This window comes from Armatimonas sp., from assembly GCF_043760365.1.
Classification (GTDB): domain Bacteria; phylum Armatimonadota; class Armatimonadia; order Armatimonadales; family Armatimonadaceae; genus Armatimonas.
Window position 1 is genome coordinate 1 of record NZ_JAYUPA010000527.1, and the last position, 4486, is coordinate 4486.

Here is a 4486-nt window from a genome sequence, read left to right on the forward strand (position 1 = left end):
ATACTACCGGGCCATTGCGCTTTTGCACCAGCTCGGGCGCGACGAAGAGGCGTTTTTATTGGTACAGCAAACCAAAGGCCGGACACTCGCCGATCAAAGTGGACAAGCGCAGCCCGAACGACTAGAGAAGCTCACGAGCATCGAGAGAGCACAGTGGAGGCTCTTGCAGGAGCAGGCAGCGCAGCTCAATCAGCAGCTCATTAGTGAGGGGGTGCAAAACGAGCCTGGGAGCAAGAAGCGCTTTGAGGCACTAGGGGAACGTCTTAAGCAAGTTGAGGTGCAGCGTGCCACGCTTGCCGATCAACTGACACTACGCTACCCCAGCCTAGCTCGCCTGAGGCCGCGTACGCCCGTTGCCAGCAAGACCCTGGCTGCGCTTCTGCCCTCGGACACGGCCTTAGTCGAGTTTTTGCTCACGGAGAAGCCGCTGGCATTTGTTGTCACAAAAAATGGTCTCTCGGTCTATTCTCTGCCCCAAAATATACCAGACCTCACACACCAGATCAGCTCTCTCCAGAGCGCCTGCCAGAGCACCAAGCGTGAGACAAAAGGCCATGTCAAGGCTCTGGCACAGGGGCTTGTCGCGCCGCTCGCGAAGACTCTCACTGGCAAGACACGCCTGATAGTCTGCCCCGACGGCGTGCTCTGGGATGTCCCTTTCGCCCTTCTTTTCCCCCAGCAAATCCTCTCCCTGGCCCACTCTGCGACCCTCTGGCGGCGGGATAAAGCTGCCGTGTTGCGCAAGCCGACGAAAGAAATTCTGGTCTATGCCAACCCAGATCAGGGCTCACTGGAGCGCTTCACGGTTCTCCTAGATCGCCCGATTAAAACGCCAGACCGGCCTATCAAAACGCCAGACCGAGGGTTCTTGTCCGCGCTTCGTACCGGAGCCCTCTCGTCGCTCCCGGGTACCGAAGCCGAGGCAAAGACTATCTCACAGCTCTTTCCGGGAGCTATCGTCCGCCGAGGGAGTGCGGCACAAGAGACAGACTTCTTGAGCGAGGCGGGGAGCTTTCGCACACTGCACCTGGCAAGTCACGCCTTTCTCAATAACGCCGTCTCTCTCCTCTCGTGCTTGGTGCTCGCCTCGCCGACTTCTGGCAGCAGCGATGATGGCCTTTTGACGGCGAGAGAGATTCTTACTCTGGAGCTGAGCGCCGAGCTGGTCGTGCTCTCAGCGTGCAGCACAGGACAGGGCGATACTAAGCACGGTGAGGGGGTGATAGGGCTGAGCTGGGCATTTCTAGTAGCGGGTGCACAACAGCTTGTCATCACACAATGGGCCGTTCATGACGAAGCCACAGCGCAGCTCATGGCGACTTTTTATGCACAACTCAAAGCAAAAAAGAGCCCTGCCGAAGCGCTGCACCGAGCGCGCTGGTCACTTCAACAGAGCGCAAAGTGGCGCCACCCCCACTACTGGGCGGGATTTTCCCTGGTAGGAACCGCGACTTAGGGTACAATGCGTACGCCCCGTGCGAATACTTCAGACTATTGTCAACGGCCCCGAGCCTTGCCCCTACCTCGCTGATCAGAGCTGGACCATGAAGTACCAGCATATTGGCGAGATGGCTCCAGGCGAGTACGAACGCCGCTTGCGCCTGGGCTGGTTTAAGTTCGGAGCGTTTTTGCAGCGCCCTGTGTGTGAAACCTGCCGAGAGTGCCTCTCGATGCGTGTGCCCATGAACGACTGGCAGCCCAATCGGATCCAGCGGCGCACACTAGCAAAGAACGCGGATCTGCGGGTTCAGGTAAGCACTCCTCCACTCTGCGACCCCGAGCGGCTGCTACTCTACAATCGCTATCGCATTGAGCAGACGCAGGAGAAGGGCTGGACTCCCACCCTCATGGACACCACTGCCTACCAGCGGGAGTTTCTGATGGGCCCAACAGACATGACCGAGATCAGTGTCTGGGAGGGAAACCGCCTGCGCGCCATTGTCCTCACCGATGTGGAGCCCAATGCGGTGGCGGGAGTGACACATTACTACGATCCCGACTGGAAAGAGCGCAGTATCGGGCTTTTCGCCATGCTCCAGACCTTCCTGCTGGCAAAGGAGCTGGGCAGACAGTGGGTCTACCTGGGCTACTACGTCCAAGATAGCCCGACGATGGGCTATAAGCTCCAGTTTCGCCCCTGTGAGCTACGGGGCTGGGATGGCACCTGGAGCAGGGTCGAGAAGTAGCGAAGTAGCAACGGCGACAGCAAAGCAAAGCACGGAGGCAGGAGAGTGCTTCGTCGCTGCCGAACTGAAGATTATGAAATCAGTCTGGAGCTTGCTCTCAGGAACACTTGTTTTGACAGGGCTTGCCTTTGCACAGCAACCCGCACCAAAGCCCCTACCAAAGATAGATTACAACCGCGATATTCGCCCCATTCTCTCCGCCAAGTGCTTTGCATGCCATGGCCAGGACGAGAGCAAGCGGGTGGCAGGGCTGCGGCTTGATCTACCCAACCGAGCGATTGTCTCCAGTGATATTCTCGCCAGCGCACTGATCCACCGGATTGGACGCACCGACGCGCTCCAGATGCCGCCTTCGGACTCTGGAAAAACACTCACCCCAAGTGAGAAGACACTGCTCAAGCGCTGGATCGGCCAGGGCGGGCGCTACACCGAGCACTGGGCGTTCGCTTCTCTGCTCCCTCGCCGGGCGGGGGGGATAGATAGCTTTATCACGGCGCGGCTGGCTCAAGAGGGCCTGACCCTCTCACCTGCCGCCGATAAAACGACTCTCATTAGGCGCGTCTCCCTGGACCTGACGGGCCTGCCACCGACACCGCAAGCCGTGGAGGCATTTCTAGCCGACAAGACCCCCCGTGCCTACGAGAAAGTGGTGGATCGGCTGCTCACAAGCCCGCGCTACGGTGAAAAAATGGCACAGCAGTGGATGGACATGGCACGCTACGCCGACTCCAACGGCTTTCAGAACGACCACGAGCGCTACCAGTGGCGCTGGCGTGACTGGGTAATCGAGGCGTTCAATAAGAATATGCCCTTTGATCAGTTCACCATCGAGCAGATTGCGGGCGATCTCCTGCCCAATGCCACAGTGAGCCAAAGACTAGCAACAGGATTCAATAGAAATCATCGCATCAACACGGAGGGTGGCCTGATCGCCGAGGAGTGGCGCGTAGAAGGCGTGATAGATCGCCTAGAGACGGTCGGTTCGGTCTGGATGGGGCTCTCCGTGGGCTGTGCACGCTGCCACGACCACAAGTACGATCCCATCAGTCAGCGCGATTTTTACTCGCTTTTTTCCTACTTCAACAATGTCCCCGAGAGCGGCGCGGGTGTGGAGGGAGTTAATATCAATACCCCACCCACCCTCAAGGCTCCGAGCACCGAGGAAGTAGCACGACTTGCAGAGCTTGGCAAAAAAGTGGCTGAGGGGGAGTCGTCCGTGAAAGCTGCGGAGCAGAAGCTCCCGGGTCTGTTGGCGGCGTGGGAAGCGAGTGGTGCAGCGGCAAAGTATCCGATCACTGCGTGGCGGGGCGCAAAGCCTACCAAAGCGACAGCAGAGAGCGCAAAAATTGCTATTCAGCCCGACAATCAGCTTCTCGTAAGCGGCAAGAACGGCGAGACGGAGACCTACACTCTCACACTCCCTCTCACGGACAAGTCCGTGCGTGGGATTCGACTAGAAGTCTTTCCAGAAAAGGGCCAGGTCGGGCGCTCCACCAATGGGAACTTTGTCCTAACCGATGTCATGCTTGAAGGCACACGGCCTACAAAAGCGATCGCAGACTTTGCGCAGTCCGGCAACCCGGCGAGCGATGCCATTGACACCGACCCCAAAACGGGCTGGGGAATCTATGGCCAGACTGACAAGCCCCATACTGCAACATTTACCTGGGAGAAGCCCGTCAGCCCACTCCGTGGTGAGAGCGTAACCCTCAAGCTGATCTTTAACTCACCGTACGGCCAGCACCAGTTCGCCCGCTTCCGCGTCTCCCTCACGGATGCCGAGAATCCACAGGCGGAGGGCATTCCCCCCGCAGGAACGCCTGAGCGGCTTGCCTGGTTTCGCGCCAATATCCAAAACGAAGCACAGCTCTCGGATCGACAGCTTGTGGTTGCCAAGAAAGCATTAACGGACTACGATGCCACGATTCCGGCGACGATGGTGATGGCGGAGATGGAAAAACCGCGCAAGTGCTATGTCCTCAAGCGCGGCCAGTACGACCAACCCGGCGATGAAGTGCAGCCGGGTCTGCCCGCAGCCTTCGGGAAGCTTCCTGCGGGTGTCCCCAACAACCGGCTTGGACTTGCAAAGTGGATTGCCAGCGCCCAGAACCCCCTCACGGCCCGGGTCTTTGCGAACCGGCTCTGGGAGAAGTTCTTCGGGATGGGCCTTGTCGCCACAACCGAAGACTTCGGCACACGCGCCGAGTACCCCAGTCATCCCGAGCTGCTCGACTGGCTGGCCAGTGAGTTTATACGGCTCCAGTGGGATATGAAAGCGATCCAGAAGACTATTGTCCTGA

3 protein-coding genes are annotated in these 4486 nt (G+C 58.7%); all 3 read left to right on the forward strand.

Annotated elements, in window-relative coordinates:
* Positions 1-1456 (forward strand): CHAT domain-containing protein (locus ACH2EH_RS12280; RefSeq protein WP_395142056.1); only part of this gene is annotated, 1456 nt, incomplete at its 5' end.
* Between the two features lie 19 nt (positions 1457-1475).
* Entirely contained in the window at positions 1476-2186 is a 711-nt protein-coding gene (locus tag ACH2EH_RS12285; protein ID WP_395142058.1) for a hypothetical protein, read from the forward strand.
* A 73-nt stretch (positions 2187-2259) separates the two neighbouring features.
* Positions 2260-4486, forward strand: a 2227-nt coding sequence (locus ACH2EH_RS12290; RefSeq protein WP_395142060.1) for a PSD1 and planctomycete cytochrome C domain-containing protein, incomplete at its 3' end; no start/stop codon positions are given.